This is a genomic window from Streptomyces sp. EDA2-14 (assembly GCF_054963755.1).
Genome location: NZ_JBUEGE010000006.1, coordinates 200641 through 226924 on the forward strand (window position 1 = coordinate 200641; position 26284 = coordinate 226924).

Genomic DNA, 26284 nt, shown 5'->3' on the forward strand with positions numbered 1-26284 from the left:
CTTTTGACGACCGCGCAGCCGGGCTCGTCCAAATGCGGGAAGTTCCGGACGCAGCCCGACTCCCGGAGGGGAAGCGGGCGTTGTTGAGGGCATGGATCTCGATGTCCTCAATGTCGATGACGCCACGGTGACCATCAAGGTGCTGTCGGTGGGCAGCAAGAGGATGCCCCGGGCCGTCTTCAACCAGCTGCCGCAGCGCAGCCCTTTGGACAGCGACTGCCTGGTGGAGGGGCGACTGTGGGGCGTGGTCGTGGACCCGAAGTGCTGCCACAGCATGCGCGTCCACGGTCGTCGCCCGCACCGACACGTCGTGCACGAGCTCGACGGCGCGCTGGCGGTCTGGACGGCCCCGCACAGCCTCAAGGAAGCGCCGGCCGAGCTGGTGCCCGGAAGCTCGTACACCCCCGGCGCCCGAGTCGGCGAGGCGTTCGTCAACGCATGCGTGCTGGAGACCCACCGGGGCAGTACCGAGTTCTTCGAGGGCAAGATCTTCGACCGCATCCGCGATGATGAGATCGTCACGACGATCGAAGACACCAAGGTGTACCTGCTGCGCTCCCGCGCAGTGGACGACCTCCGTGTTGCGCGGGCGAACGACCGTCACGCTCAGGAACGCGCACAGACCCTCGAAGAACGCGCACGGGGCGTCGAAGGGGGCTGGTCCGGTTGGGGCCAAAGCCTGGAAGACAGCAAGACGAAGGCGCGCGCAGCACTGGAGGCTGCGGAGCAGCGCCTGGAGAGCCGGTGTCCGCAGCGCAGCGCCATGGACTTGTACGCCGCTTTGGTCGCCGACGTTCTTCAGACCAAGAGGAGACGGGTCAACTACGCGGCGTCCCTGGAGACCACCGCTGTGCTTCCTCAGCTGTTCGTCGGGGCCTGACCGCTTCTTCAGCGTCCAGTTCCTCCTCCACGCCGCCGAGGTCGACGGCGATCCGCAGGTCGACGACTTCGGGCCGCTGTATGCAGCGGTGGCGCGCGTGAACGCGCGTGCCTGGAGCACGACATCTACGGGTCGCTGAACCTGAAGACGGTGGCGCTCCTGCAAACACTGGCGAAGCTGCGTTCCCTGGCACTCCGCCGAGGCCTACCTGATGCTCCACGGCCAGCGCCTCGACTACCAGCCCAAGGCGGCGGCCGAGCTCGTGCGCGACGCCGCGTCGGACCGCCTCGGCGTCGCCGGAATCGCGCGTCAGCTCCGCGACTGGACAGTCACCTGATCCTCGGCTACTTCCGTGACATCGCGGCTTTCTTGGCCTCGGCGAACTCTTCGTCGCTGAGCACTCCTGCTTCGTGCACCCACCTGCGACGGGGGATCGGTCGAGCCGCGACGATGAGGCCCCACCCACTGCGGGTGCCCGCATGCACCAACACCCGCGCAAACGACAGTGACGCCCGCCGGCCCACGAAGTGTCAGCCGCGGCCAACCCAGGCGCCGTTCCGTAATGGGGTCGGCGCAGAGACAGCACAAGCGACACCTCACCGGGAGCGCACCACACCCGCGAACCCCGCCGAACCGCTCCCACCCGCGTTCAACATCTCGATGCAGCCCGCAACGGCCGCCACCGAAAAGCCGCATACCACCCACCCGAATTCGGAACTGGGGTCAAAATTTCGCATGCCCCCATAACCAAACTTCCAGCCAAGGGGACACCGCTCCCGACCCCACTCCCACTGGGAGCGGCCCCCACCAGCACGAAGAGCGCAAGCGCATACCCGGAAAGCCACCCATAGGACGGGGAGCCGGCAGTAACAAACCGGGCACGGATGTGAACGTGAGCGCAAGGAATCGAATATGTGCGCATCGGGTCGAGTGGGAGCAAACAGGCAAGGGGGCAGTGGGAGCCCGCTCCCACTCGCCGTGCTCCCAGTGGGAGCGTGGGAGCAACAGAAAAAGGGCCGTTCGAAAACGGCCCTTCACCTGCGACGTTCGATCGTTCGAACTTGTCGGGACGACAGGATTTGAACCTGCGACCCCTTGACCCCCAGTCAAGTGCGCTACCAAGCTGCGCCACGTCCCGGTACCCGTTGACCTGGGGTTTCCCCCTGGCCGAACGCGCACAGAAACCATACCGCACTCGGAGCGGTGGTCGTGCATCCCTTTCGGTGGGCCGGGGGATCCGGCGCGCCGGCGGAGCGGGGGTTGACCTCAAGCAAGGTTGAGGTTGCACGCTTCCCTGCATGACGACCACAGCGGATGACATCGCCAGCAGTGCCACAGAAGCCACCGAAGCCGTCGGCGCCACCGGAGCCGTCGGCCGCCACGGCTATCGCTACGAAGACCTGTCGCGGCTCATGAGTCTCATGACCGGGGACGAGAAGCATGGGCCCGCCGCCACCTCCACCCTCGACGTGCTGTGGGTGCTGTACGACCGTGTGCTGCGCGTCGGGCCGGAGAGTGTCGAGGACGCCGGGCGGGATCGGTTTCTGTTGTCCAAGGGGCACGGACCCATGGCGTACTACGCCGTGCTCGTCGCCAAGGAGTTCGTGCCCGAGGCCTGGCTGAGCGGGTTCGGGGCGTACGAGTCGCGGCTCGGGCATCATCCCGACCGGATGCTCGTGCCCGGCGTGGAGATCGGCAGCGGGTCGTTGGGGCACGGGCTGCCCATCGCGGTCGGGACGGCCCTCGGACTGCGGGCCCGAGGGATGGACGAGCCCGCCGTCTGGACGCTCGTCGGTGACGCCGAGCTCGACGAGGGCAGCAATCACGAGGCCATCGCCTACGCCGGGGCCGTCGGGCTCGAGCGGCTGCACACCGTCGTCGTCGACAACCTCTCCGCCACCTACGGCCGGGCCGGGGGTATCGCCGCACGGTTCGAGGTCGCCGGCTGGTCCACGGTGACCGTCGACGGGCGCGATCACGAGGCCCTGTACCAGGCTTTCACCGCGCCCCATCCGGGTCGGCCGCACGTCGTCGTCGCCCGCGTCGAGCCCAAGATCGCGTGAGCCCCGCTCCTCCCTCATCGCTCGCGAGCTCTCCGCCCCCTCCCCCCCCCAGCGCCTCTTCCCCGCGCCTCTCCACCTAAGGAACAGTCATGGACTCCATGCGTGATCGCTTCGCCCCCGTTCTCTCCGAGATCCTCGACGAGGATCCCCGTGTCGCCGTCGTACTAGCCGAGATCGGCGCCGCGCCGTTCGCCGGGGCCGCCCGGCGGCATCCGGAACGCGTGATCAATGTAGGGATCCGGGAGCAGTTGCTCATCGGGGCCGGGGCCGGGCTTGCGCTCGCCGGGATGCGGCCCGTCGTGCACACCTTTGCGAGCTTTCTCGTCGAACGGCCCTTTGAACAGGTGAAGTTGGACTTCGGGCATCAGGGCGTCGGCGGCGTGCTCGTGAGCGCCGGGGCGTCGTACGACGTGTCCTCCGGTGGCTTTACGCACATGGCTCCCGGTGACGTGGCGCTGCTCGACACCCTCGACGGGTGGCGGGTGCACGTGCCGGGGCATCCCGACGAGGCCGAGGCGCTGCTGTGGCACGCCGTGGGGGCCGGGGGCGGTGCGGTGAGTGGGTCACGGGAGTACGTGCGGCTGTCCGTGCACAGCAACCGGGACGCGCTGCCCGTGGACGGGGAGCGGTTCCTGACCGTGCGGGAGGGGCGGCAAGGTGTCGTCGTCGCCGTCGGGCCCATGCTGGACAACGTGCTCGCCGCCACCGAAGGGCTTGATGTCAGTGTCCTTTACGCGACCACCGTTCGGCCCTTTGATGCCGGTGCGCTGCGCCGGGCCGTGGGGGCGAGCGGCAGCGCCGATGTCGTGGTCGTCGAGCCGTATCTCGCCGGGACCTCCACCGGCGCCGCCAACGACGCGCTCGCCGATCTGCCGCACCGGGTGCTCGGGCTCGGGGTCGGGCGGCGTGAGCTGCGGCGTTACGGGAGCGTCGAGGAGCACGTCGCCGGGCACGGGCTCGACGCGGGGGCGCTGCGCGAGCGGATCAGTGGGTTTCTGCTCTCCCGCAGCGGCGGTCCGACCCTGGCTCCGGCGTAGGGGCAGCGTGAGCGGTGGTGGTGGTGTTGGTGGTGTTGGTGGCCGTGTCGCGTTCGCCCTGGCCCCGGCCTCGGATCGTCAAGGAACGGGGTCATGGTCGCCGCCGCCGGCACCGTGATCGCTCCACCAGCACCGTGATCGCCCGCCCGCGCGCGGCATCCGGTGTGGGCGTGGTCTCAACCCGCACGTGGCAGGCCCAACTCCGGGTGGGCGTCGAGGAGTCGGGTGGGGGCCGCCTGGCGCCAGGAGTCGGCGAGGATGTCGCGCAGCTCGGCCTCGTCCTCGAGCGCCGCGAGGCGGACCCGTACCCACGCGAAGGACGCCTCGTGGTCGGCGATCCAGAACTTCTTCGGCTCGGCCAGCACGAGCTCGTCGCGCTCTTCCTTGGGGCAGCGCACCGCTATCGAGGTCTCTTCCTCCGGCAGCGTGGCGTACATCTTCCCCGCCACCCGGAACGTGGGCATGCTCCAGGCGACCTTCTCGGTCGTGTCCGGCAGGGACAGGGCTACGGTGCGTACATCCTCGGCGTCCAGCATGCAACGAACCGTAGCCAACACCACTGACAATGGCCGGGATCGAAAGGATCGACCAGGCCCCCTCGCCCAGGGCCCCACTCGCCCAGGGCCCCACTCGCCCGAGCCCCACCACCCGGCCCCTGTCACCCGCTCACGGCACCCGCTTGTCCAGCCACGCCACCAGGTCCGCCTGCACCTCGTCGCGGTTCGTCTCGTTGAGGATTTCGTGGCGGGCGCCCTCGTAGCCCTTCCAGGTGAGGTCGGTGACGCCGACGTAGCGGAGGTCCTCCAGGAGTTCGTGGACCAGGGTCATGCGCTGGTTGCACGGGTCCTCCGTGCCGACCGCGACGTGGATCGGCAGGTCGGTGGGGATGCGGGCGAGGTTCGCCGGGTCGTTGATGCGGCGCACCGCGCGGACCCAGTCCAGGGAAAGGCCCGCCGAGAAGTCGAAGCCGCAACGCTCGTCGGCGACGTACTTGTCGACCTCCGCCTCGTCCCGCGAGAGCCACTCGAAGCCGGTGCGGTGCTCGTACGGGTCGTTGAAGGAGGAGAAGAGGTTGCCCACGTAGGACGAGGCGGCGGCGCGGCCGCCCTTCGCGACCTCGGCCTCCAGTGCCGCGATGTCGCCCTCGTTGTCGGCGCCGGGCAGGGAGCGGAACGTGCCGGAGAGGATCACGCCCACCAGGTCGTCCGCGTACCGCTGCGCGTAGTCGCGCGCGAGCAGCGAACCGAGGCTGTGGCCGAGCAGCACGAACGGGACGTTCGGGTACAGGGCGCGGGCCTGGTCGCCGATCGCCTTGAGGTCCTCGACGATCGACACCCAGGCGTCGATGGCCTCCGGGTCGCCGTCGTCGGTGACCCCGTAGCCGCCCGTGGACTGGGCGGTGGCGCCGTGGCCGCGGTGGTCGGAGGCGATGACGGCGTAGCCGTGGGAGGTGAGGTGGCGGGCGAACCGGTCGTAGCGCTGGCCGTGCTCGGCCGCCCCGTGGGCGATCTGCACGAAGGCGCGGGGCCTGCCGCCGGCGGGCAGCCAGGTGTACGTGGCCACGGCGGCGCCGTCGCCGGTACTGAGCGCGCTCGTCGTGTACGTCGGGTCTGTGGCGGTCATCTGGCGGCTTCCTCTCGGACGGTCCGTACGGCCCTGTGGGCGGGGCGGGTGCGGTGCGGATGCAGTTCGGATGCGTGCTGGACCTGCATCTCCCCCGCACCGTAGGCCCTCATTCCTGTGGATCACCGACCGGCGCGAGCCGATCGAGCCGCTTGCAGAACAGCGTCGTGGCGCGCAGCACCCCCGCCGGGTCGGCGGCGTAGTCCGGGATGACGCCGATCTCGCCCCAGCCCGCCTTGCGGTAGAAGTCCTCGGCCGGGCTTCCGGTCTCCGTGTCGAGGATGAGGAGCGTCACGCCCGCCTCGGCCGCGGCGCGCTCCGCGGTCGCCAGCAGGGTGCGGCCGAGGCCGGTGCCGCGGGTGCTGCCGCGCACCATCAGCTTCGCCACTTCGGCTCGGTGGCGGCCGGTGGGCTTCTCGTTGAAGGCGAGCGAGACCGTTCCGACGCAGCGGGCACCGGCCGCCGCGTCCGTGTCGGTCGCCACCCATACGGCCATGCTTCCGCGTTCCACGGACGGCCCTACGTAGTCGCGCCACCAGGACGCCGCTTCGCGGGGCGTGAGTCCGTGCAGGAAGCCGAGCGAGCTTCCTCCATGGACGACGTCGGCAAGGAGGTGCCCCAACTCGTCTACGTAGGCGGGGAATTCCGCAGGCGCAAGATGCGTGCAGGTGATCGTCACGGGAGGACCACCACCAGCGCGTACCGGACGGGGTCGGGGCCCGGGCAGTGGAAGTGGGTCGGGCCCCAGAGGCGGAAGCGCAGGCAGTCGCCCGTCTCCAGGTGGTGTGTTTCGCCCTGGACCGTGAGGTCGAGGAGTCCGTCGAGCACCCAGATGTGCTGTTCGAGGCCGGGCACGGGCGGGCGGTCGTACGCGATGTCGGCGTAGGGCTCCAGGGTGCCCTCGACCAGTTCTCCGCGCAGTCCGGCCTGCGGCGGGGAGACGGACCGGCGCGCGAAGCCGGTCGAGTCGTCGCGCCAGACGGGCTGGTCCGCGGCCCGTACGACCTGGGCGGGCGCCGTCTCCACCTCGCTCAGGAGCTGCGACATGGTGCGGCCATGGACGGCGCAGAGGCGGTTGAGGAGGGCGGCGGTCGGGCTGATCTCGGCGCGTTCGGCGCGCGACAGGGTGGACCGGCTCACGCCGCTGCGGTCCGCCAACTCACCCAGGGACCAGCCCCGTTCGGCCCGGAGTTCGGCGAGGCGGGCGCCGAGTCGGGCGTCCACGGGATCCGGAGACGGGTCCGGGACCGGGGCTGGGGCCGGGGACGAGCCCGGGGCCGGGGCGCGGGTGCCGGCCCCGCTTCGCAGCACATCACTGTCGCGTCTCATATTCGGCACGCTATCCCAGATATGAAACGGCCGTATTACGCGGACGGACTCCCTAGGCCCGCCACCAGCTCAGCCCGCCACCACCTCAGTCCGGCACCAGCTCAGCCCGGCACCACCTCAGCCCGCCGCCGCCTCCCCCAGCGCCCCCAGCACCGGCCTGATCAGCGGATGCGCCTCCGCCCCGTGCCGCACCGCCGCGAACACCTTCCGCGCCGGGGCCGCCCCGTCGATCGGGCGGACCACGACCCGGTTCAGGTCCACGCCGTGCAGGGCCGAGCGCGGGACGAGGGCCACGCCCGCGCCCGCGGAGGCGAGGGCGACGACGGCGCGGAAGTCGTCCGACGAGTGCTCGAACTGCGGGGAGAAACCGGCGTGTTCGCAGGCGAGGACGACCACGTCGTGGCAGGGGTTGCCGGGGTACGGGCCGATCCAGGTGTCCTTGGCCAGGTCGGCCACCGGTACCCGCTCCGCGTCCGCGAGGCGGTGCGTCACAGGGAGGACCGCGTCGAACGGCTCCGCGTACAGCGGCACGCGCGTGATCCGGTCGTCGTCGGCGCCCGGCGCGCCCCGGTACTCGACGGCGACCGCCACGTCGATCCGGCGGTCGAGCAGCATCGGCAGGCTGGCGTCGCCCTCGGCGTCCTGGACGCGGACGCGGATGCCGGGCGCCGCCTTCGCCAAATGCGCGAGCGCCGGTCCCACGACGAGGCCGATGCCCGTCGCGAAGGAGGCGAGCGTCACCGTGCCCGCCTCGCCGGTGCTGTACGCGGCCAGCTCGGCCTCGGCCTTCTCCAGCTGGGCCAGGACCGCGTTGGTGTGCGTGAGCAGGATCTCGCCGGCCGCCGTCAGGCGCACCCCGCGCGCGCCGCGCTCGACCAGCTTGTGCCCCGTCTCCTGCTCCAGGGCCGTGAGCTGCTGCGACACCGCCGAGGGGGTCAGATAGAGGGCGGCGGCCGCAGCCGTGACGGTGCGGTGGTCGGCCACCGCCCGGAGGATGTGCAGCCGCCGCGCTTCGATCATGGGGCGATTCTCCCAAACGGGTCGGACACTCTCACCCACCGCACCCGGCGCACCGGACCCGCGCGGGGCCGGGTCGCCGGATCCGTACGAACGTCAGCCGAGCTCGGCGCGCGCCGCCACGAACGCGTCCACGGCCCGGTTCACGTCCTCCGTGGAGTGCGCCGCCGACAGCTGGACGCGGATGCGGGCCTGGCCCTGCGGGACCACGGGGTACGAGAAGCCGATCACGTAGACGCCGCGCTCCAGGAGAAGCTCGGCCATGCGGCCCGCGACGGAGGCGTCGCCGATCATCACCGGGGCGATCGCGTGGTCGCCGGGCAGGATGTCGAAGCCTTCCTCGGCCATCCGCGTACGGAACAGCTTGGTGTTCGCCGCGAGGCGCTCGCGCAGGTCGCCCGCCGACTCCAGGAGGTCCAGGACCGTCAGGGACGCGGCGGCGATCACCGGAGCGAGGCTGTTCGAGAACAGGTACGGGCGCGAACGCTGGCGCAGCAGCGCGACGATCTCCGCGCGCGCCGCGACGTAGCCACCGGACGCCCCGCCGAGCGCCTTGCCGAGGGTGCCGGTGATGATGTCGACGCGGTCCATGACGCCGTGCAGCTCGGGGGTGCCGCGGCCGCCGGGGCCGACGAAGCCGACCGCGTGCGAGTCGTCGACCATGACCATGGCGCCGTGGCGCTCGGCGAGGTCGCAGATCTCCGCGAGCGGTGCCACGTAGCCGTCCATGGAGAAGACGCCGTCGGTGACGACCAGCTTCCTGCGGGCGTCGGACGCCGCCTTCAGCTGGGCTTCCAGGTCGGCCATGTCGCGGTTGGCGTAGCGGAAGCGCCTCGCCTTGGACAGCCGGATGCCGTCGATGATCGACGCGTGGTTGAGGGCGTCGGAGATCACCGCGTCCTCGGGGCCGAGGAGCGTCTCGAAGACGCCGCCGTTGGCGTCGAAGCAGGAGGAGTAGAGGATCGTGTCCTCCTGGCCGAGGAAGGACGACAGGCGCGCCTCCAGTTCCTTGTGGACCTCCTGCGTGCCGCAGATGAAGCGGACGGACGCCATGCCGTAGCCCCAGCGGTCGAGCGCCGCGTGGCCCGCGGCGATCACGTCGGGGTGGTCGGCGAGGCCGAGGTAATTGTTGGCGCAGAAGTTCAGCACCTCGCCGGGGCGGCCGCCCGCCGTGACATCGACGGTGGCGGACTGCGGGGTGCCGATGACCCGCTCGGGCTTGTGCAGGCCCGCGGCGACGATCTCGTCGAGGGTGGCCTGGAGGTCTTCGCGTACGTTGTCGAACATGCCGGGAATCCTTAAATCCTTGTGCGCCGGGGAGAGTTCAGGAGGTCCAGTCGAGGATGACCTTGCCGCCGCGGCCGCTCGCCGCGTCGTCGAAGGCCGCGTCGAAGTCGGTGTACGCGTAGCGGCCGGTGATCACCGGGGCGAGGTCGAGGCCGCCCTCCAGGAGCACCGACATGGCGTACCAGGTCTCGAACATCTCGCGGCCGTAGATGCCCTTGATGGTGATCATCGAGGTGACGATGCGGGCCCAGTCGACGGCGAACTCCTCGGACGGCAGGCCGAGCATGGCGATCTTGCCGCCGTGGGTCATGTTGGCGAGCATGTCGCGCATCGCGACGGGGTTGCCGGACATCTCCAAGCCGACGTCGAAGCCCTCGCGCAGGCCGAGTTCGCGCTGGCCGTCGGCGATGGTGGAGGACGCCACGTTCAGGGCGAGGCTCGCGCCGACCTTGCGGGCGAGCTCCAGGCGCTCGTCGCTGACGTCGGTCACGACGACGTTGCGGGCGCCCGCGTGCTTGGCGACGGCCGCCGCCATCAGACCGATCGGACCGGCCCCCGTGATCAGCACGTCCTCGCCGACGAGCGGGAAGGACAGGGCGGTGTGCACGGCGTTGCCGAACGGGTCGAAGATCGCGGCCACGTCGAGGTCTACGGGGACGCGGTGCACCCACACGTTGGACGCGGGCAGCGCCACGTACTCGGCGAACGCGCCGTCGCGGCCGACGCCGAGGCCGACCGTCGAGCGGCACAAGTGGCGGCGCCCGGCCAGGCAGTTGCGGCACTTGCCGCACACGAGGTGGCCCTCGCCGCTGACCGTGTCGCCCACGGAGATGTCGGCGACGTCGCGGCCCGTCTCGACGACCTCGCCGACGAACTCGTGGCCCACGACCAGCGGCGCGCTGATGGTCGACTGTGCCCAGCCGTCCCAGCTGCGGATGTGTAGATCGGTACCGCAGATACCGGTGCGCAGCACCTTGATCAGTACGTCACCGGGACCGACGCCCGGCTCGGGGACGTCCGTCAGCCACAGTCCCGGTTCGGCCTTCTCCTTGACCAGCGCCTTCAACGGTTGGGCTCCTGTCGTCGCGCACGCGGGCAGGGCGAACCGGCCCGCGTGGGAGGGAAGAGTGGGTGGTGCGGGTACTGCCGGCGATGCGGCCCGTGCGAGTAACGCGTCGTTTGCGGCAGTCGTCCGGACCGGTCCTGTATGCGGCCCGCCGCCACCGCAGACTCTTCCCTACGCGGGCCGTTCGGTCCATCGAGGTTTTCTTAAGCGCCGCCCCAGGTTTCCTACAGGCCGTCGTTCCTCACGACACCGGCGGCGCGCCATGGCGCCTGCCGACCTCCAGCGCCTCCTCGCGCACCGCGGCGTCGTCGAGTCGGTCGGCGCGGACGACGACGTCCGCCCCGGCCGGAGTCGCCAGGGACCGGCTGAAGACGATCACCGCCCACGCGTCGTCCGGCCCGATCTCGGTCACCTCCCACTCGCTCGTCAGCACCTTCAGTACGCCGCGGCCGCGCCATTGGTAGACGGAACCGGGACGCCCGGTGAGACGGGTGTCGACGCCGAGGATGCGGCGCTGCCGCCCGCTTCTGGTGCGGTAGCTCACCGCGTCGCTCATCTCCTGCGTGTCTGAACCGCCGCTCGACAACGGGGCGTAGGTGAACGTCGCGCCGGTCCGCCGCTCGCCCTGCCACATGGGGAACGAGGAGCAGACGATGTGCCAGGTGCCGGCCAGCCGGTCCGGCGTGATGTCGAGTGGGTCCATGCGGGGACCCTACGACGGCCGTCCACGCACGTGGTCGCCCTCGTTCAACCGGCGTGACGGGCGGCGGACCTGGTCGGAGTCCCCTCCGGGGTGAACGAGTCGCGGAAGGTGAAGGCGTGCGGCGCGGAGCCGTGGCCGTGGAGGTGCTCCAGCCTGGACACCCCGTCCTGCCAGGTGGGTGTCACGCCGTCGGGGACCCACCAGAACACGTAGTTCGGGTGTCCCGTCCTCTCGAACCAGTCGTATCGCCGGTTCAGCGCCTCACGGTGCAGACCGGTGTAGACGGCGTCGAAGGCGGGGCGCAGGCCGGTCCAGAGCGAGAGGGTCGCGGCCAGGGCGACGGTGTCCACCGTGCGGCCCTTGCCGTACCAGGCCGGCACGTCGAACTCTCCCCATGCACCCCAGTCCGCCCCGAAGAGCTCACCCCGGTCGACGTACTCCGGTTCCGCATGCCCCAGGTATCCGGGGTGCTGAACGAACTTCTGGTAGACGGCCCCGCCGATGTCGTAGAACTCGCGCGTGAGGGATGAGGTGTCGGCGAGCGGGGACTTCAGGACGCCGAACGTGTACAGAGCAAGCTGAGGCATGCGTCTCTCCCTGGTTGGGGGTTCCCTGGTGGGTGGTTCCTGGTGCGGACCGGCCTGAAGGAACTCGTGCACGGCCGTGGGCGATCGCCGAAGACCAGGTGAAGATAGCCGCCCCCGCGGCCCCTGTCGACGTTGCGTTTTCCCTGCCCAAGTGCCCTCTGGCAGCGGCCATTTCCTCCACCGCGGACCCGCCCCGCGGACTCGCCCCACGAATCCGCTCAACGAACAGGGTGTCCGAATAACGGACGCTCGACGCAGGCCGCACCACTTGGTCGCATACTGTCGCCGCAATTCCACCCGTCTCAGACAGCGAACAGGCACGACCATGACACGGACATCCGTCACGGACCGGCCGCAGGCCCGATCCGGCGTCGGCGCCACGCCGCACGACGTCGAGTCCACCGACGCCGGCACACAGCTCGGCCACGGCCTCAAGCAGCGGCACCTCTCGATGATCGCCCTCGGCGGTGTCATCGGCGCGGGCCTCTTCGTAGGGTCGGGCGCCGGGATCGCCGCCGCGGGGCCCGCGGTCGTCCTGCTCTTCGCGGGCGCCGGATTCGTGGTCATGCTGCTGATGCGGATGCTCGGCGAGATGTCCGCCGCGCGCCCGGCCACCGGATCGTTCTCCGTGCACGCCGAGCGCGAGCTGGGCGCCTGGGCGGGGGCCACCTCCGGCTGGATGTACTGGGTGATGCTCACCTGCGGCGTGGCCGCGGAGGCGACGGCGGCCGGGCAGATCATGCACGGCTGGGTGCCGTTTCTGCCCGCCTACGGGTGGGTCGCCGTCTTCATGGTGTTCTTCTGCCTGAGCAACCTGGCCGCCGTGCGCAACTTCGGCGAGTTCGAATTCTTCTTCTCCGCCCTGAAGGTCACCGCGATCTGCGCGTTCCTCGTGCTGGGCGTGCTCGGCATGTGCGGCGTCTTCGGTGACGCCCCCGGCGCCTCGAACCTCACCGGCCAGGGCGGCTTCTTCCCCACCGGCACCTCCGGTCTGATCGCCGGACTGCTCACCGCCGTGTTCGCGTACGGGGGCCTGGAGACGGTGTCCATCGCCGCCGCCGAGTCCGACAAGCCGCGCGAGAACGTGGCGCGCGCCGTGCGCACCGCCGTGTGGCGCATCGCGCTCTTCTACGTCGGGTCGATGGCGCTGGTCGTCGCCCTGGTGCCGTGGAACGACCCGAACGTCGCCGCCGACGGCCCGTACGTCACCGTTCTCGACGAGTTCGGCATCCCGGCCGCCGGCACCATCATGCAGGCCGTCATCCTGGTCGCCCTGCTGTCGGCGATGAACGCCAACATCTACGGCTCGTCCCGCATGGCGTACTCGCTGGTCTCGCGCGGCCTCGGCCCGCGCTTCCTCGGCCGGGTGCACCGCCGCGTGCCGGTGGCCGCGGTGCTCGCGTCCTGCCTCTTCGGCTTCTTCGCGGTGTTCGCCGGCGTCTGGTGGCCCGACACGGTCTTCACCTGGCTGATGAACACGACCGGTGTCGCCATCCTCGTCGGCTGGGTCTTCATCTGCCTCGCGCAGCTGAAGATGCGCCGCCGTCTGGAGCGCGAGTCGCCCGAGCTGCTCACCGTGAGGATGTGGGGGTTCCCGTACCTGACGTGGCTCGCCCTGGCGGCCATCGCGGGCGTCTTCGTGGTCATGGCGAGCACCGCCGACGGACGCGACCAGCTGTTCGTCTCCGCGATCCTCGTGGTCGCGCTGGCCGCGGGCGGCTACGCCAAGCAGCGCCGGGACGCACGTGCGGTGCGGGCCTAGCCGAGCAGGTCACCCCGCCCCCGTACGAGTTCCATCAGTTCGCCCGCCATCGACTTGATCGTCGCGAGCCCCGCCTGTCCCCACGGGCGGGGCTCGGTCGCGACGGCACACACGGTGCCGAGGGCGAGGCCCGTGCGCTCGTCGATCAACGGCGCGCCCAGGTAGGAGCGGATGCCGATCTCGTCGACGACAGGGTTGCCCGCGAAGCGCGGGTAGTCGCACACGTCCTCAAGGACGAGCGCCTTGCGCCGCACGACCACATGGGGGCAGTAGCCGTGATCGCGCGCCATGTAGCGCGACACTTCTCCTTCGGTAGAGGCCGACTTGGCGGCCGACGCGGCCGCCGCGACCAGTTCGCCGCCCCGGTGGTCGCCCTGCGGGGTGTGCAGTCCGGCGAAGAACTGCCGGTTCTCGTCGATGAAGTTGACCATCGCGTACGGCGCGCCGGTCACCTCGGCGAGCCGGTCCGCGAAGCGGTCGAACACCGGCTCGGCGCGCTGCCCGAGGTCCAGTCTGCGCAACCGGCCGGCCCGCTCGGCCCCCTCCTCGTCCCGCGGGGTGAGCAGCAGCCGCCTGGTCCCGTCGTACGTCACGTGTGGGCTCCGAAACCGGTGGTCGCGGGGGCGTGCGCCAGCAGATGCCGTACGAGGGTGAGCAGCGTCTGGATGCCGGAGCTGGAGATACGGGCGTCGCAGCGCACGACGGGCACCGCGGGGTCCAGGTCGATCGCGGCGCGCACCTCCTCGGGCTCGTAGCGGTAGGCGCCGTCGAACTCGTTGACCGCCACGACGAACCCCATGCCGCGCTCCTCGAAGAAGTCGACCGCGGCGAAGCAGTCCTCCAGGCGGCGCGTGTCGGCGAGGATGACCGCGCCGAGGGCCCCCTCGGACAGTTCGTCCCACATGAACCAGAAGCGCTCCTGGCCCGGTGTGCCGAACAGATAGAGCACGTGCTCGGGGTCCAGGGTGATCCGCCCGAAGTCCATCGCGACGGTCGTCTCGACCTTGTTCTCGATGCCGTCGAGATCGTCCGTGGCGGCGCTGACCGTGGTGAGCAGCTCTTCCGTACTGAGCGGAGCGATCTCGCTGACGGCCCCCACGAAGGTCGTCTTGCCGACCCCGAACCCACCCGCGACCAAGATCTTCAGTGCGGTGGGGAACGGGTCAGAGCTGTCGTCGTAGTCCATCGAGCACTGCCTCCAGTAGGGACCGGTCAGTGGGGTTTTCGTGGAACGTGGGGGGCTTCGTCGTGACGGCTTGGCAGTCCACGAGGTCGGAGAGAAGCACCTTGGTCACGGCCGCCGGAAGCTTCAGGTGGCCGGCGATCTCCGCGACCGAGGTGGGCTGCGCGCACAGGTCGAGCGCCTGGCTGTGCTCGGGCCCCAGATAGCCGAGGGGGGTCGCCCCGGTGGCCATGACATGGGTGAGCAGATCCATCGACGTGCTCGGCCGGGTGCGTCCGTTGCTGATCGTGTACGGACGCACGAGCCGGCCCGCGGCGCCGTCGAGCCATGGCCCGTCCTGCGGGGCCGCCACCGTCAATTCCTCATCGCCGTGGGCTCGGCGGAGAGCTGCCGGGGTGCGGTCACCAGGTAGGGCCGCACGCTCTTGACGAGCATGGCCATCTCGTAGCCGAGCACTGCCGCGTCCGCGTCGCGCCCGGCGAGCACCGCCAGACAGGTGCCGGAACCCGCGGTCGACACGAACAGCAGCGCCGAGTCGAGCTCCACCACCACCTGTCGTACGTCGCCGCCGTCGGCGAACCGGACGCCCGCGCTGCGGCCCAGCGAGTAGAGGCCCGAGGCGAGGGCCGCCATGTGGTCGGCGCTGTCGGCGTCGAGACCGTGCACGGACTTGACGAGTCCGTCGGAGGACAGGAGCACGGCACTGTTGGTGTGGGGAACACGCTGGACGAGGCCGCTCATCAGCCAGTCGAGATCGGACACATGACCCGTCGGCACATCGCTCGCCATGGGGGATCGACTCCTTGGTGGACTGGTGGGGGTGGTGCTGCGGGTGGGGAACAGAGCCCCGGCGGGGGCGGACGTGTGGACGTTGTCAGGGTCGTCATGCGGGGCCGCCGCCCTGCTCGTCGCGGTCGGGCTCCCGCCGCGGGGGCGGGCCCTCGTCGCCGGGCGCGCGGGGTTCGGCCGACTCGGCGAGCGTGATGCCGCGCTGGAAGGCGGCCATCAGACCGGGGTCGTGGACGGACGGGGGCCCGTCGTCCTGGCGGGGCACGGGGCCGCCGCGCAGTTGCGGGGCGATGTGCTCCTGAGCCTTGCGGCGCGGCAGTTGGGGCCGCCCCATGGTGCCGCGCACGGGCCCCTCGGGCCGGGCGGGCGGGCGCTCGGCATGGGCCGCGGCCTCGCGGGCCTCCGGGCGGATGCCGGGGACGGCGTCGGCGGGGGTGGGGCGGGTGTCACCTGCGACGCGCTGCGGGAGGGCGGCGCCGGGGCCTGCGGAGCGGGAGGTGCCGGTGGGCCGATCTGTGGCGGGCGGGGCGGGCGGGGCGGTCGGTGTGCCGTTGGGGGGCGGGGCAGTTGGCGTGCCCCTCGCGGGCGTTCCACCGGGCGCCTGCCGGGGAACCACCCCGGCGGCTCCGTTGAGCGTCACGGGCGGGGCGGGTGAAGGGGGCGTCGGGGAGGGCGTGTTGGGCGGTGCGGGCCGCGATCCGTTGGTGCCGGGGCCGGACGGCGGCGGGCCCGGCCGGTGGCCGTTGGCCGACACCGGCTGCTCGCTGCCGAGCACACTGTTCGCGGTCGCCGCCGCGGCGGCCTTGCGCACGTGCGGGATGCGCACGCCCGCGCCGTCCGTGTCGCCGTCCCCGCCGAGCAGATCCTGGGGCAGGACGAGGACCGCCTGCACTCCCCCGTAGATGTTGGTCTGCAGTCGCACCGTGATGCCGTGCCGCCGGGCGAGCTGCGAGACCACGAACAGGCCGATGCGTCCGTCCGCGAGGAGGCTGGCCACGTTGACCTGGTCGGGGTCGCTGAGCAGCTGGTTCATCTTGTTCTGCTCGGTGACCGGCATGCCGAGGCCGCGGTCCTCGACCTCGACGGCGACGCCGGAGGTCACCTGGTTGGCGCGGAGCAGGACTTGGGTGTGCGGGGCGGAGAACACCGTGGCGTTCTCGACGAGTTCGGCCAGCAGGTGGATGCAGTCGGCGACGGCGTGCCCGCGCAGGGTGCCGTCGATCGGCGGCACGAGCTTGACACGCGAGTACTGCTCGACCTCGGCGATCGCGGAGCGCATCACCTCGGTCATGGACACGGGGTGGCTCCACTGGCGGCGCGAGACGGCGCCGCCGAGCACGGCGAGGTTCTCGGCGTGCCGCCGGGTGCGGGTGGCGAGGTGGTCGACGTGGAAGAGGCCCTTGAGCAGGTCGGGGTCCTCGACCTGGTTCTCCAGCTCGTCCAGGAGGTTGATCTCCCGGTGGACGAGCGACTGCAGGCGCCGGGCGAGGTTCACGAACACCTCGACCTTCTGCCGGCTGCCGGTCTGGCTGGACAGCTGGGTGGCCTGGACGACGGCGGTGACCGCGACGTCCTGGGTGCGGGCCAGGTCGGCGGCGAGGCGGTCGAAGTCGTCGCCGCCGGGCGCGCCGATGGCGGGTGCGCGGCGCGGCGGCGGTGCCTCGCCCTTGCGCAACTGCTCGACGAGCGAGCGCAGTTCGACCTGTCCGTGCGCGGTGACCTGACGCAGCGCGAGCAACCGGTCGCGTACGACCCTGGCGGTGCGTCGGGCCGCGATGGCGGCGATCACGATGCCCGCGACCGTCACCAGGCAGGCCCCGCCGAGCACGGCCCACAGGGTGAGGCTGGGCCGCACCCCCGTGTGCTGGAGCACGAACAGCACGGCCGCGCTCGCGCCGAGGGCCACAGCGAGCGGCGGCAGGACGGCGATGCGCAGGAGTTGGGAGCGTATGTGGGTCTCGGTCGGCTGCGGCGCGGCCCGCCCGGCCGGCCTGCCGTGCCGACCGCCTTCGCGGCGGTCTGCGCGGGCGGCCGGTTGACGGAGCTGGGACATACGACGACCTCAGTGGGGGATGGCTCGGCGGATGAGGAGACAGCGGGCAGCACGACCGGGCGTCGCACGGCGAGTACACACGGTAGTCACCGACGACACATGTGCGAGGGGCAGTTGACAAACTCCGACGCCCTAGGTCCCGCTCTGGTATGAGCCTTCGCACCCACGACCGAATAGGTGTCCGCGATACCTCCGCACACCCGTTCGCAGGGACGATTCGGCGGCCCAGTGCGCCCAGTGCGCCTGGTCCCCGGCCGGGCGGAAGCGGCTCTTGAGGTGGATGGGCTGTCAGAGTGGCGACCTGGCGTCGGCGCAGTTCGCGCAGCCTCGGGTCGGCCGCCGCCAGCACGCAGTCGAAGTCGTCGCTCGTCCGGCCGCCGCGCCCGCGTTTTGCTTTTTCAGCAAAGAAGTTTGCCCCTGCGCGCGCGTGGAGCGACCTTGGCGTCGACGGGACATCGACGAGAGGCAGGACCGAGCGCCATGGACAACGACACCGCACAGCGCGGCACCACCGAGCAGGCCGCCACCCGGAACGACACCACGCAGAGCGGCACCGCCCGGGAGTGGGACGACCGGTACCGCAGCCGCGAGCAGCTCTTCAGCGGGAACCCGAACGGGGTGCTCGTCGACGAGGCCGCGGGCCTTGCACCCGGCCAGGCGCTCGACGTCGGCTGCGGCGAGGGCGGCGACGCCCTGTGGCTGGCCCGGCGCGGCTGGCAGGTCACCGCGGTGGACGTCTCCGAGGTCGCCCTGCGCCGCGCCGCCTCCGCCGGCTCCGACGTCGAGGGCCGGGTCTCCTGGGCGCGCGCCGACCTGGCCGTCACCCCGCCCCCGGCGGGCGCCTTCGACCTGGTCACCCTCCAGTACTTTCCGCTGCTGCGCACCGCGGGCCCTGCGGCGCTGCGCGGGATCGTCGACGCGGTCGCCCCCGGCGGCACGCTGCTCTTCGTCACGCACGCGCTGGCGGACCTGACGGAGCACGCCGAGGCGACCGCCGAATTCGACCCCGCCGACTACTACTGGGCCGACGACATCGCCGCGCTCCTGGACTCCTCCGAGTGGAAGATCCAGGTCAACGAGACCCGCACCCGCACCGCCCCTGCCCCGCCCGGCACCCACCACCACCGGGACACGGTCCTGCGGGCGCAGCGCACGGCGTAACCGGAGACCGAGGCGGAGCCGGGAACCGGGGCACAACCGGAAACCGGGCCGGAGCCGGAGCCGACGCCCCGGCGCCGGTCTGCCACCAGCGACCGCCCGCGCGCCTACCCGGCGATCACGATCTCCTGGTCCTCGGCCCCCGACGCGGGCCCGGCCACCGGCCATCCGCCCTCCGGGACCGCGGCGACGGGCCGCCACCACTGCTCCGTGGGCAGCGTCTCGGCGTCCGGCTCGAAGGGCTCGCCGGGGCGCGGCAGCGCGAGGCGCGCGGCGGCGCGGCGGGCCGCGGTGACGCTCCCCTCGCCGGGCTCGGTCCAGGCGTGCGGCGCCAGGTTGAACGTCCCCCAGTGGATCGGCAGCATCGGCCCGGACGCGGGCCCGCCCTGGAGGTCGAGGTGGGCGCGCATGCCCTCCTCGGGGGTCATGTGGATGTCGGGCCAGTACTCCGAGTAGGCGCCGATCTGGATCATCGTCACGTCGAACGGTCCGTGCTCGGAGCCGATGTCCTTGAAGCCGGAGAAGTACCCGGTGTCGCCGCTGTGGAAGACGCTGTGCTCGGGCCCGGAGGCCACCCAGGACGCCCACAGGGTGTGCTGCGCGTTGCGCAGGCCGCGGCCGCAGAAGTGGCGGGCGGGCGTGGCCGTCAGCGTCACTCCGCCGACCTTCGTCGACTCGTGCCAGTCCAGCTCGCGCAGCCGGTCCGCGGGCACGCCCCAGTGCTCCAGGTGCGCGCCGACGCCGAGCGGCACCGCGAAGACGGTGTCCGTGTGGGCGAGCGCCTTGATGGTGGGCATGTCCAGGTGGTCGTAGTGGTCGTGGGAGATGACCACCACGTCGACCGGGCCGAGCGCGGCGAGCGGCAGCGGCACCGGGTGCAGCCGTTTGGGCCCGACGAAGGGGAACGGCGAACAGCGCTCGCCCCACACCGGGTCGAACAGCACCCGCACCCCGTCGATCTCGGCGAGCACGCTGGAGTGCCCCATCCATGTGACGCGCAGGCCGCTCGCCGCCGGCTTCGCCAGGTCGGCGAGGGTCGTCGCGTGCACGGGCACGGTGCCCGTGGGGGCGCGGCGGACGCGCTCCTCCTTGCGGAAGTAGACCTTGGCGAACTCGAGCATCGAGCCGTCCGGCCTGGTCCGCGCGCCCTCCGGGTTCTGGAAGGAACCATCGGCAAAGTTCGGGGACCGGCGGATCCGGTCCAGACGCGCCCCCGTGGGCTCGGCGCCAAAGGCGTCGGGCTGGAGCGAACGCAGCCCGGAAGTCAGAGAACGTGACACGGCGCCTCCCATTGATCGATCAGGTTTCCATTATGTGCGGCACCTCTGACAACGCACCCGGCCCCTCCTGTGTGCCCGACCTCGCGAGCCCGTGACCGGCGTCTCTCTGCGCCCTCCCCGCGCCCCGCCCCGCACGCCTACCCGCACACCTCCCGCAACCTGACCCACGATTCAGTAACCGTTCGATTGACAGCACTCTCGCCGACTCCAGATACTGACTGACGATTCAGTAAAGCCATCTGGAGGCACCGTGTCGGAACTCCCCACCGAACTGGTCCCGCTCACTCCCGAACAGCACGCCGTCGTCGAGCTCGCCCGGACGTTCGCGGCCGAGGAGATCCGGCCCCGCGCGCGTGCCGTGGACGAGGCCGACGTCGAGACACCGTGGGACCTGTGGCGCAAGGCCGCCAAGGTCGGCATCACCGGATTCATGCTCCCCGAGGAGTTCGGCGGAGGCGGCTTCACCGACGTGTTCACGCAGGTCCTCGTGCAGGAGGAGCTGTGCGTCGGCGACCTGGGTATCGGCAACCTGCTCTGCTCGAACGGGTTCTTCGCCGACCCGGTGCTCGCCCTGGGCACCGCGGAGCAGCAGCGCGCCTGGCTCACGCCGCTCGCAGGCCCCGACACCCCGATGACGTCGCTCGCCACCACCGAACCCGGCGCGGGCTCGGACGCCGCGTCGATCACCACGGCGGCCCGCCGCACCGAGGGCGGCTACCTGCTCAACGGCCAGAAGGCGTGGATCTCGAACGCGGGCGAGGCCGACCGCTACGTGGTGTTCGCCAAGACCGACCCGACCCGGCGCTCGCGCGGGGTGAGCGCCTTCCTGCTGCACAAGGACACCGAGGGCGTCACCTTCGGCGCGCCGATGCGCAAGATGGGCCAGCGCGCCATCGTCTGCCGGGAGATCTTCTTCGCCGACGCGTTCGTCCCCGAGGAGAACCGGCTCGGTGACGAGGGCCAGGGCTTCGTCGGCCTGATGCGCACCTTCGACATCTCGCGGGTCGTCCTGGGCGCCGCCGCCACCGGTGTCGCCCGCGCCGCCTACGAGTACGCACGCGACTACGCGCGCACGCGCGTGCAGTTCGGCAAGCCCGTCATCGAGCATCAGGCCGTCGCGTTCCGCCTCGCCGACATGCGCACCCGTATCGAGCAGTCGCGCCTGATGACGTGGCGCGCGGCCCGCCGCCTGGACGCGGGCCTGTCCGCCACCACGGAGGCGGCCATGGCGAAGCTCACCGCTTCGGAGACGGCCGCGTACTGCACCTGGGCCGCCGTGCAGACGCTGGGCGGCTGGGGCTACTCGCGCGAGTTCCCGGTCGAACAGTGGATGCGGGACGCCAAGTTGGAGGAGATCGAGGAGGGCACGTCCGACATCATGCGCCTGATCATTGCGAGGTCGCTGTGACGTCCGCCCACGATTCCGCCGCGGCCACGCGTCACCGTCCCGACGTTCCACCGGTCCTCACCGGAGGCGAGGCCCTCGTCCGCGCGCTCGCCGCCCACGGCGTCACCCGGGCCTTCGGCATCCCCGGCACCCACAACCTGGAGATCTACCGCCACCTGACGGCCTACGGCGTCGCACACATCGCGCCCCGCCACGAACAGGGCGCCGGATACGCGACGGACGCCTACGCGCGCGTGACGGGCACGCCCGGCGTCGCGATCACCACCACGGGGCCCGCGCTGATGAACATCGCGGCGGCCGTGGGCCAGGCGTACTCGGACAGCGTGCCGCTGCTCGTGGTCTCGCCGGGGATGCCACTGCGCCACCCGCGCCAGTCGACGGGCCTGCTGCACGAAATGCGCAGCCAGACCGAGGCGTTGCGCAACGTGGCCGCGTTCAGCCACCGGGTTTCGTCGGTCGCGGAGATCGGGGCCGCGGTGGCGCGGGCGTTCACGCTGTTCCGCAGCGAGCGGCCGCGCCCGGCGCACATCGAGATACCTCTTGACCTCCTGGAGGCGGTGGAGCCCGCGGGGCCGGCCCGGACCGCTCCCCCGGCCGCGCCGCGCGTCCCGGATGCCGCGCACATCGCCGAGGCCGCCGCCCTCCTCGCGCGCGCGGAGCGCCCGGCCCTGGTCCTCGGCGGCGGCGCCCGCGGGGCGGCGGGCCAATGCCTGGCCCTGGCCGAGCGGTTGGCCGCCCCGGTGGTCACCACGGCGAACGGCAAGGCGATCGTCGACGAGGAGCACCCGCTCTCCCTCGGCGTATCCCTGCACAGCCCGGCGGTCCAGAAGTGGCTCACGAGCCGCGACGTGGTCCTGGCGGTCGGCACGGAGCTGGCGGAGGCCGACATCTGGACCGCCGAACCCCTTCCCCTGCAAGGCCAGTTGATCCGGGTGGACCTCGATCCCGCGCAGATGTACGCGGGCAGCCCGGCGGACGTCCCCCTGGTCGGCGACGCCGCCGTCGCCCTCGACGCGCTCACCCGAACCCTCGCCGCATCGCACATCCGGCCCGCGGCGGACCCCGCCCCCGCCCACACCGAAACCGCCGCCCTGAAGGCGACCCGGGACGACGAGTCCCGCCCCCGCGACGCCCACTGGCTGCCCTACCTGGAGGCGATCCGCGGCGTCCTCGCCCCGGACGCCGTCGTCACCTCCGACAGCGCCCAGTGCTGCTACTACGGCGCACTGCCGCACCTCACCCTGGGCCCGCGCGCCCGCTACCTGCACCCCACCGGCTTCGGCACCCTCGGCTACGCCCTGCCCGCCGCGGTCGGCGCGAAGGCCGCCGCCCCGGAGCGTCAGGTGGTGGCGCTCAGCGGTGACGGTGGCCTGCAGTTCTCGATCCAGGAGCTGGCCACGGCCGCCGAGCTCCAACTACCGCTCGCTGTCGTCGTGTTCGACAACTCCGGCTACGGCGAGATCCGCGACGAGATGAAGGCCCGCGGCGACGCACCGCTCGCGGTCGACCACGCGCGCGTGGACCTGCCCGCGCTCGCCCGCGCCTACGGAGGACACGGCGCGACGGCCCACTCACCCGAGGAGTTCGCGAAGCTGCTGAGCACCGCCCTGACCACTCCCGCCCCCACCCTGATCGTCGTCCCCGAGGAGTCCGCATGACCACCGCGCCCACGCCCGCCACCACCCCCACTCCCCCGACGACGACGCCGACGACGACGAATCCGACGGCTCCCCTCACCCAGCTCACCTGGACCGACCACGTCACCGGCCGCCGCGGCTACTTGGTGATCGACCGCCTGGTGCGCGGCGTCTCCAGCGGTGGCCTGCGCATGCGCGCCGGCTGCACCCTCGAAGAGGTCGCGGGTCTCGCGCGCGGCATGTCGATGAAGGAGGCGCTGCACTACAACCCGGAGGGGCGGTACATCCCGCTGGGCGGCGCCAAGGGCGGCATCGACTGCGACCCGCAGGACCCGGAGGCGTACGGCATCCTCGTGCGCTACCTGAAGGCGATGCGTCCGTACATCGAGTCCTTCTGGACGACGGGCGAGGACCTGGGGCTCACTCAGGACCTCGTCGACAAGGCGGCGGCCGAGGCGGGGCTCGTCTCGTCGATCCAGGCCGTCTATCCGCTCCTGGACGACGAGGAGACGGCCCGTCGGCGCCTCGCGGACGCGTTCGCGGTGGACGTCGACGGCATCGGTCTGGACGAGCTGGTGGGCGGCTGCGGTGTCGCCGAGGCCGTCCTCGTCGCGCTCGACCGCGCCGGGGTCGCCCACGAGGGCACCCGTGTCTCCCTCCAGGGGCTGGGCACCATGGGCGGCGCCACGGCCCGCTTCCTCGCGCGCGCGGGGCTCACGATCGTTGCGGTGGCCGACCTGGAGGGCACCGTCGCCAACGACGCGGGACTCGACGTGGAGGCACTGCTCGCGGCGCGCGACGCCTACGGCACCGTCGACCGCGAGCGGCTGCGCCCCGAGGACCGCCAACTGCCGGGCGACGCCTGGCTGTCGGCGGACGCGGACGTACTGGTCCCGGCCGCGGTCTCGTACGCGATCGACGCGGCGAACCAGGAGCGGATCACCGCTCGCTGGGTCGTCGAGGCGGCGAACATGCCGGTGCTCGCGGACGCCGAGGAGCTGCTGACGCGGCGCGGCGTCACGGTCCTGCCGGACGTGGTGGTCAACTCCGGTACGAACGCCTGGTGGTGGTGGACCCTGTTCGGCGACATCGGCGCCGACGCGGACGAGGCCTTCGCCTACACGCGGCGCTCCATGCGCTCCCTGATCGACCAGATGCTCGCGCGCGCGGAGGGCGACGGGACGACCCCGCGGGCGGCCGCGCACGCCATCGTCGCCGACCGCCTTCCGATCCTCGCGGAGAGGTTCGGGTGGTACAGGTGACGACGTCAACGAACCTGGAGGCGCTGTACGACCCGGCGTCCGTCGCGGTCGTCGGCGCGTCCGCCAACCCGGAGAAGTGGGGCTACTGGCTCGCGACGGGCGCCCTGACCGGCCGCTCCCGCCGTGCGGTGCATCTGGTCAACCACAAGGGCGGCCGGCTCCAGGGCGAACCGTTCCGCCCCGCCCTGTCCGCACTCGCCGCGCCGCCCGAGCACGTGGTGGTCGCGGTCCCGCCCCGCCAGGTGCGCCCGGTGGTCCAGGAGGGTCTGGCGGCGGGCGCCCGCTGCTTCACGGTGATCACGTCGGGCGCCGCCGAGGAACGCTCCCTCGCGGACCTGGTCACCTCGCACGGCGCCCGGCTGCTCGGCCCCAACTGCATGGGCATCGTCGACACGACGAGCCAACTCCGGCTCAGCTGGGGCGACTTCCCGGCCGGTGGCCTCGGCCTCGTCTCGCAGAGCGGCAACCTCGCCCTGGAGATCGGCCGCCACCTCCAGCGCGCGGGCGCGGGCTTCTCGCGCTTCGTCTCGCTCGGCAACCAATGCGACATCGACGCCGCCGACGCGCTCGAGTCCCTGATCGCCCACGAGCCGACGAGGGCGATCGCGGCGTACGTGGAGGACTTCCGGGACGGCCGCCGCCTCGCGGACGTCCTGGCGGCCGCGCACGCCGCGGGAAAGCCGGTCCTGCTCCTGACGGTGGGCCGCAGCGCGGCGTCGGGCCGCGCGGCCGCCTCCCACACCGGCGCCCTGGTCAGCCCGCACGCCACGGTCGCCGCCGTCTGCCGCGACGCGGGCGCCCTCCTCCTGGACTCGGCGGGCGAACTCGTCGACACCGCACTCCACTTGATGTCCCCCACCCTCCCTCTCGTACGTTCCCGCCCCACGCCTCCCCGCCACGAAACCACCCCCGCCCCACACCCCACCCAACCCAGCGCCACCCCCACCCCACCGCACCGGATCGCCGTGATCGGGGACAGCGGCGGGCAGGGCGCGCTGGCCGCCGACTCGTTCGCCGCCCACGGCTTCGACGTGCCCCCGCTCTCCCCGGCCACCGTCGAGGCGCTCACCACGCACCTGCCGTCCGGCGCGGGCCGGGCCAACCCGGTCGACCTGGCCGGGGCGGGCGAGCGGGACCTGGCCGCCTACGCGCGTGTGGCGGCCACCCTGCTGGACAGCGGCGACGCGGACACGGTCGTGCTCACCGGCTACTTCGGCGACTACGCGAGCGCGAACCCCGCCCAGGCGGGGCGCGAGTGCGAGATCGCGCATGCGCTGGCCGATGCCGCGGGCGCAGCGGGCCGGGCCCTGGTCGTGCACACGATGGCCCGCGACACCCCGGCCCTCGCCGTCCTCAGGGAGCGCGGCGTCCCGGTCCATGAGCGGGTCGAGCACGCGGCGTCGGCCGTCGCGGGCGCCGTGCGCCTTGCCGCCGCCGCGCCGTGCCTGCCGCAGGGGCGGGGCGGTCCCCCGGCGGCGTACGAGGTCGAGGACGGCGGCTACGAGCGGGTGCGGGAGCTTCTCGCGTCCTACGGAGTCGCGTTCCCCACCGCCGAGTTCGTGGCGGACGCGGACGCGGCCGTGGAGGCGGCCCACCGCACGGGCTATCCCCTGGTGCTCAAGGCGATGGGGCTCGCCCACAAGACCGAGGCCGGTGGCGTGGCGCTGCACATCGCGGACGAGGCCGCCCTGCGGACCGCCTTCGCGCGGATGCGGGAGGCAACGGGGGCCGAGCGGTATGCGGTCGAGGCGATGGCCACGCCTCCGTACGCGCGCGAACTCATCGTCGGTGTGCGGAGGGACGCGGCGTTCGGGCCGGTCGTCATGGTCGGGGCCGGCGGTGTCACCGCCGAGTTGCACGCCGACACGGCACTGGCCCTGGCACCGCTCACCCCGGCACGCGCGCGTGCCCTACTGCTCGGGCTGCGGCACGCACCGCTCCTGACCGGGTGGCGCGGCGCACCGGCCGTCCATCTGGAAGCGGCGGTCGCCGCGGTGTGCGCGGTGGCGCAGGCCGCGGCGGACCACCCGGAACTGTCCGATCTGGAGGTCAATCCGCTGTTGGTGCACCCCGGCGGCGCGATCGCGCTGGACGCGCACGCGGTCCGGTCCTCGTAAGGCCGGGTGCGCGAGCGGGTCGACTGTCAGACCTGCCTGCCAT

At 72.0% G+C, this 26284-nt stretch carries 24 protein-coding genes, 1 tRNA gene and 1 pseudogene; 10 read left to right on the forward strand and 16 right to left on the reverse strand.

Features of this window, described 5'->3' with window-relative positions; translation table 11 throughout:
• Positions 1–91 precede the first annotated feature (91 nt).
• Both ACY34M_RS18680 and ACY34M_RS18685 read left to right on the forward strand, forming a co-directional pair.
• Complete coding sequence (locus ACY34M_RS18680; protein WP_462720445.1) at positions 92–880, forward strand: hypothetical protein; 789 nt, start codon at positions 92–94, stop codon at positions 878–880.
• Positions 849–1217 (forward strand): annotated as a pseudogene (locus tag ACY34M_RS18685) (fic family toxin-antitoxin system, toxin component). The gene ACY34M_RS18680 and the pseudogene ACY34M_RS18685 overlap by 32 nt, the downstream one beginning before the upstream one ends.
• Positions 1218–1944: 727 nt before the next feature.
• On the opposite strand, the gene ACY34M_RS18690 reads toward ACY34M_RS18685, so the two are convergent.
• Positions 1945–2018, reverse strand: a tRNA-Pro gene (locus tag ACY34M_RS18690).
• A gap of 274 nt (positions 2019–2292) precedes the next feature.
• On the opposite strand from ACY34M_RS18690, the gene ACY34M_RS18695 reads away from it, so the two are divergent.
• Together ACY34M_RS18695 and ACY34M_RS18700 are read left to right on the forward strand one after the other, a co-directional pair.
• Positions 2293–2943 carry a transketolase gene (locus ACY34M_RS18695; protein WP_462720436.1) on the forward strand — a complete coding sequence of 217 codons (651 nt, stop codon included), beginning with the start codon at positions 2293–2295 and terminating at the stop codon, positions 2941–2943.
• 89 nt (positions 2944–3032) lie between these two features.
• The gene (locus ACY34M_RS18700) at positions 3033–3980 is read left to right on the forward strand and encodes a transketolase family protein (RefSeq protein WP_462720330.1); all 948 of its coding nucleotides are present in this window, start codon (positions 3033–3035) and stop codon (positions 3978–3980) included.
• A 176-nt stretch (positions 3981–4156) separates the two neighbouring features.
• Here ACY34M_RS18700 and ACY34M_RS18705 read toward each other — a convergent pair whose 3' ends face one another.
• The 9 genes from ACY34M_RS18705 to ACY34M_RS18745 all read right to left on the reverse strand — a co-directional run bounded on the left by ACY34M_RS18705 (position 4157) and on the right by ACY34M_RS18745 (position 11592).
• Positions 4157–4516, reverse strand: a complete 360-nt coding sequence (locus ACY34M_RS18705) for an MmcQ/YjbR family DNA-binding protein (protein ID WP_462720331.1) — start codon at positions 4514–4516, stop codon at positions 4157–4159.
• A gap of 130 nt (positions 4517–4646) precedes the next feature.
• Positions 4647–5603, reverse strand: a complete 957-nt coding sequence (locus tag ACY34M_RS18710; protein WP_462720332.1) for an alpha/beta fold hydrolase — start codon at positions 5601–5603, stop codon at positions 4647–4649.
• A 109-nt stretch (positions 5604–5712) separates the two neighbouring features.
• On the reverse strand, positions 5713–6276 hold the full coding sequence (locus tag ACY34M_RS18715) for a GNAT family N-acetyltransferase (RefSeq protein WP_462720437.1): 564 nt from the start codon (positions 6274–6276) through the stop codon (positions 5713–5715).
• A 2-nt stretch (positions 6277–6278) separates the two neighbouring features.
• Complete coding sequence (locus ACY34M_RS18720) at positions 6279–6932, reverse strand: helix-turn-helix domain-containing protein (RefSeq protein ID WP_462720333.1); 654 nt, start codon at positions 6930–6932, stop codon at positions 6279–6281.
• A gap of 117 nt (positions 6933–7049) precedes the next feature.
• Positions 7050–7952: a LysR family transcriptional regulator gene (locus ACY34M_RS18725; protein ID WP_462720334.1), complete on the reverse strand. Its 903-nt coding sequence runs from the start codon at positions 7950–7952 to the stop codon at positions 7050–7052.
• 93 nt (positions 7953–8045) lie between these two features.
• Positions 8046–9236, reverse strand: coding sequence for a glycine C-acetyltransferase (locus ACY34M_RS18730; protein WP_462720335.1), 1191 nt, complete (start codon positions 9234–9236; stop codon positions 8046–8048).
• Positions 9237–9273: 37 nt separating this feature from the next.
• Complete coding sequence (gene tdh / locus ACY34M_RS18735) at positions 9274–10302, reverse strand: L-threonine 3-dehydrogenase (protein ID WP_462720336.1); 1029 nt, start codon at positions 10300–10302, stop codon at positions 9274–9276.
• Between the two features lie 241 nt (positions 10303–10543).
• Complete coding sequence (locus tag ACY34M_RS18740; protein WP_462720337.1) at positions 10544–11005, reverse strand: hypothetical protein; 462 nt, start codon at positions 11003–11005, stop codon at positions 10544–10546.
• A 44-nt stretch (positions 11006–11049) separates the two neighbouring features.
• Positions 11050–11592, reverse strand: coding sequence for a DUF3291 domain-containing protein (locus tag ACY34M_RS18745; RefSeq protein WP_462720338.1), 543 nt, complete (start codon positions 11590–11592; stop codon positions 11050–11052).
• 325 nt (positions 11593–11917) lie between these two features.
• On the opposite strand from ACY34M_RS18745, the gene ACY34M_RS18750 reads away from it, so the two are divergent.
• Complete coding sequence (locus ACY34M_RS18750) at positions 11918–13354, forward strand: amino acid permease (protein WP_462720339.1); 1437 nt, start codon at positions 11918–11920, stop codon at positions 13352–13354.
• On the opposite strand, the gene ACY34M_RS18755 is transcribed toward ACY34M_RS18750, so the two are convergent.
• The 5 genes from ACY34M_RS18755 to ACY34M_RS18775 all read right to left on the reverse strand — a co-directional run bounded on the left by ACY34M_RS18755 (position 13351) and on the right by ACY34M_RS18775 (position 17379).
• Complete coding sequence (locus ACY34M_RS18755; RefSeq protein WP_462720340.1) at positions 13351–13947, reverse strand: GAF domain-containing protein; 597 nt, start codon at positions 13945–13947, stop codon at positions 13351–13353. The genes ACY34M_RS18750 and ACY34M_RS18755 overlap by 4 nt on opposite strands.
• Positions 13944–14540, reverse strand: coding sequence for a GTP-binding protein (locus tag ACY34M_RS18760; protein ID WP_462720341.1), 597 nt, complete (start codon positions 14538–14540; stop codon positions 13944–13946). The genes ACY34M_RS18755 and ACY34M_RS18760 overlap by 4 nt, the downstream gene beginning before the upstream one ends.
• Positions 14518–14889, reverse strand: a complete 372-nt coding sequence (locus ACY34M_RS18765; RefSeq protein WP_462720342.1) for a DUF742 domain-containing protein — start codon at positions 14887–14889, stop codon at positions 14518–14520. Before ACY34M_RS18765 ends, ACY34M_RS18760 begins: the two co-directional genes overlap by 23 nt.
• Before the next feature lie 2 nt (positions 14890–14891).
• Positions 14892–15326 (reverse strand): roadblock/LC7 domain-containing protein, encoded by a 435-nt coding sequence (locus tag ACY34M_RS18770; RefSeq protein WP_462720343.1) that lies wholly within the window; start codon positions 15324–15326, stop codon positions 14892–14894.
• Positions 15327–15420: 94 nt separating this feature from the next.
• On the reverse strand, positions 15421–17379 hold the full coding sequence (locus ACY34M_RS18775) for a sensor histidine kinase (RefSeq protein WP_462720344.1): 1959 nt from the start codon (positions 17377–17379) through the stop codon (positions 15421–15423).
• 480 nt (positions 17380–17859) lie between these two features.
• On the opposite strand from ACY34M_RS18775, the gene ACY34M_RS18780 reads away from it, so the two are divergent.
• Positions 17860–18540, forward strand: a complete 681-nt coding sequence (locus ACY34M_RS18780; RefSeq protein ID WP_462720345.1) for a class I SAM-dependent methyltransferase — start codon at positions 17860–17862, stop codon at positions 18538–18540.
• A gap of 104 nt (positions 18541–18644) precedes the next feature.
• Here the strand turns inward: ACY34M_RS18780 and ACY34M_RS18785 are convergent, their stop codons facing one another.
• Complete coding sequence (locus tag ACY34M_RS18785) at positions 18645–19829, reverse strand: MBL fold metallo-hydrolase (protein ID WP_462720346.1); 1185 nt, start codon at positions 19827–19829, stop codon at positions 18645–18647.
• A 238-nt stretch (positions 19830–20067) separates the two neighbouring features.
• On the opposite strand from ACY34M_RS18785, the gene ACY34M_RS18790 reads away from it, so the two are divergent.
• The 4 genes from ACY34M_RS18790 to ACY34M_RS18805 are packed head-to-tail and all read left to right on the forward strand — an operon-like array spanning position 20068 to position 26241.
• Complete coding sequence (locus tag ACY34M_RS18790; protein WP_462720347.1) at positions 20068–21225, forward strand: acyl-CoA dehydrogenase family protein; 1158 nt, start codon at positions 20068–20070, stop codon at positions 21223–21225.
• Positions 21222–22883, forward strand: a complete 1662-nt coding sequence (locus ACY34M_RS18795; protein WP_462720348.1) for a 5-guanidino-2-oxopentanoate decarboxylase — start codon at positions 21222–21224, stop codon at positions 22881–22883. Before ACY34M_RS18790 ends, ACY34M_RS18795 begins: the two co-directional genes overlap by 4 nt.
• Positions 22880–24124 carry a Glu/Leu/Phe/Val dehydrogenase dimerization domain-containing protein gene (locus ACY34M_RS18800; protein WP_462720349.1) on the forward strand — a complete coding sequence of 415 codons (1245 nt, stop codon included), beginning with the start codon at positions 22880–22882 and terminating at the stop codon, positions 24122–24124. Before ACY34M_RS18795 ends, ACY34M_RS18800 begins: the two co-directional genes overlap by 4 nt.
• Positions 24121–26241: an acetate--CoA ligase family protein gene (locus ACY34M_RS18805; protein WP_462720350.1), complete on the forward strand. Its 2121-nt coding sequence runs from the start codon at positions 24121–24123 to the stop codon at positions 26239–26241. The genes ACY34M_RS18800 and ACY34M_RS18805 overlap by 4 nt, the downstream gene beginning before the upstream one ends.
• The last annotated feature ends 43 nt before the right edge of the window (positions 26242–26284 follow it).

Bases quoted from the DNA above. Each gene is read 5' to 3' on its own strand.
- ACY34M_RS18680 (WP_462720445.1), top strand. From the start codon at position 92: ATGGATCTCGATGTCCTCAATGTCGATGACGCCACGGTGACCATCAAG.
- ACY34M_RS18695 (WP_462720436.1), top strand. From the start codon at position 2,293: ATGAGTCTCATGACCGGGGACGAGAAGCATGGGCCCGCCGCCACCTCC.
- ACY34M_RS18700 (WP_462720330.1), top strand. From the start codon at position 3,033: ATGGACTCCATGCGTGATCGCTTCGCCCCCGTTCTCTCCGAGATCCTC.
- ACY34M_RS18705 (WP_462720331.1), bottom strand. From the start codon at position 4,516: ATGCTGGACGCCGAGGATGTACGCACCGTAGCCCTGTCCCTGCCGGAC.
- ACY34M_RS18710 (WP_462720332.1), bottom strand. From the start codon at position 5,603: ATGACCGCCACAGACCCGACGTACACGACGAGCGCGCTCAGTACCGGC.
- ACY34M_RS18720 (WP_462720333.1), bottom strand. From the start codon at position 6,932: ATGAGACGCGACAGTGATGTGCTGCGAAGCGGGGCCGGCACCCGCGCC.
- ACY34M_RS18725 (WP_462720334.1), bottom strand. From the start codon at position 7,952: ATGATCGAAGCGCGGCGGCTGCACATCCTCCGGGCGGTGGCCGACCAC.
- ACY34M_RS18730 (WP_462720335.1), bottom strand. From the start codon at position 9,236: ATGTTCGACAACGTACGCGAAGACCTCCAGGCCACCCTCGACGAGATC.
- ACY34M_RS18740 (WP_462720337.1), bottom strand. From the start codon at position 11,005: ATGGACCCACTCGACATCACGCCGGACCGGCTGGCCGGCACCTGGCAC.
- ACY34M_RS18745 (WP_462720338.1), bottom strand. From the start codon at position 11,592: ATGCCTCAGCTTGCTCTGTACACGTTCGGCGTCCTGAAGTCCCCGCTC.
- ACY34M_RS18750 (WP_462720339.1), top strand. From the start codon at position 11,918: ATGACACGGACATCCGTCACGGACCGGCCGCAGGCCCGATCCGGCGTC.
- ACY34M_RS18760 (WP_462720341.1), bottom strand. From the start codon at position 14,540: ATGGACTACGACGACAGCTCTGACCCGTTCCCCACCGCACTGAAGATC.
- ACY34M_RS18770 (WP_462720343.1), bottom strand. From the start codon at position 15,326: ATGGCGAGCGATGTGCCGACGGGTCATGTGTCCGATCTCGACTGGCTG.
- ACY34M_RS18775 (WP_462720344.1), bottom strand. From the start codon at position 17,379: ATGTCCCAGCTCCGTCAACCGGCCGCCCGCGCAGACCGCCGCGAAGGC.
- ACY34M_RS18780 (WP_462720345.1), top strand. From the start codon at position 17,860: ATGGACAACGACACCGCACAGCGCGGCACCACCGAGCAGGCCGCCACC.
- ACY34M_RS18785 (WP_462720346.1), bottom strand. From the start codon at position 19,829: ATGGGAGGCGCCGTGTCACGTTCTCTGACTTCCGGGCTGCGTTCGCTC.
- ACY34M_RS18800 (WP_462720349.1), top strand. From the start codon at position 22,880: ATGACCACCGCGCCCACGCCCGCCACCACCCCCACTCCCCCGACGACG.